The 1,577-nt window shown below is 50.1% G+C and carries 1 protein-coding gene; it reads right to left on the reverse strand.

Annotated elements, in window-relative coordinates:
• Nucleotides 1–741: 741 nt before the first annotated feature.
• Nucleotides 742–1,577, reverse strand: an 836-nt coding sequence (locus D5301_RS24090; RefSeq protein WP_194936672.1) for a hypothetical protein, incomplete at its 5' end; no start/stop codon positions are given.

The following is a 1,577-nucleotide window of genomic DNA, read 5'->3' on the forward strand; positions in this document are numbered from 1 at the left end:
GATCATTCTCTTGACCAAAGACCAAGGTCAAAATATAAGCCCAGCGAGCGGAGCTTGCGCCCGGCGTAACCTCAAGAATCCGATAAGTCCGCGGCCTCAGACTAGCCCAACTGTGGCGCTCAAATGAAACCGGAGAAAGTTCAAATATTCGAACGAACGAAGGCATTTTTGGAACCGGGACCCATACATCCTGAGTATATCTATTAAATATAACCGGAAAGTCGGAAGGCATGAAAACAAGAGCCCTAAACAAAACGCTGAAGGAACTAACGCCAAAGACCCCACTCANAGGCATGAAAACAAGAGCCCTAAACAAAACGCTGAAGGAACTAACGCCAAAGACCCCACTCACAAGACCTGCAAAAACAACACCCAATGTAAATCCAAGGTTATCCAGAGCAGCGTCACCAATCCGCCCAAGAACGTACATGCAATATCCACTCACGAGAATAAGACAGAACGCAGGAAGAAGTCCAAACCAAGCAAGCACAGAAAGCCCAAGGTCCCCCCTGAGCCCACCGACCATTATCCCATTCTCATACGCAGCAATCACCGAGCCAGACGAAGACGGGCCCGTGTGCACTCTAATGGAATCGGTACTCTCAAGGATTCTCCTCGGCTGGGCTATACCAACCTGAGCCTTTCCTCGACTCCGCGCACGTGCGAACTCAGTATCAAAGTAGGGTTCATCACCCTCCCATTCGGCGACAACAACCTTTCCGTGCCTTTTAGATGAAGCACTCACTCAATCACCATATTTTCCTGAACAATAACATCCCCATCCTCAAGAGCATCCCGTATAGTAAACTCAACGGAAAGCGCGGAAAATCTTCCGCTTTCAACGTGCCCCGAGATAGTCAGTGCGTCAAGGGCTGCATGATCAATTGCACCTTTCGACACACCCCGCCCCCAATTCTCTCCCGGACGACCGTTCGCATCTGTCGAGTAAACGGCTACAGTCTCAGATCCTGACTTTCCTCTACCAGCAACGCGAACATAGACTCCGAGCCGCTTTCTCATCTGCTCAACCAGCTTTAGCTTCACGACAAATTCCCTGGTGAATTGCGCATCTGACTCCTGCGCAGTCATTCTCCGCACCGCCTCTCCAATGATGACATCGTCGATGCTTGCAAGGTTTTTGAGGCTCAACGAGCTTCGGAATTGGGCGTCGACTTCGATCCCGAGCAACACTTTATTTAGCTCTTGCAGTTCGATCTCATTTGTAGGCCACCTAGACGCGACACCACCCCCTCCCCAAATACATCTCGCGGCCCAGTCTTCAATGGGAATAGTCATAAAGAGTGACGCAACAAACCCTAATGCAAACCCAATGACAACAAGAACTATTCCCCAGCCGAGCCAAGATGTCGATACACCAAACCCTTGGACAATGAGTGAGACCGCATAGATACTGAACGCAACCCCGCCCGCAAAGAATGAAATCGCCTGAAGGACATGTGCGATGAAGACACCACGACCATTCTTTAAATCATCTGCTGACGCCATAAAACTCTGCGCCGAATCAATGAACGATCCAATCGCGGCAAATAATGCAACCGTCATTTCCAGCCGCTTCG

The organism is Stenotrophomonas sp. MH181796 (assembly GCF_009659995.1).
Classification (GTDB): Bacteria; Pseudomonadota; Gammaproteobacteria; order Xanthomonadales; family Xanthomonadaceae; genus Stenotrophomonas; species Stenotrophomonas riyadhensis.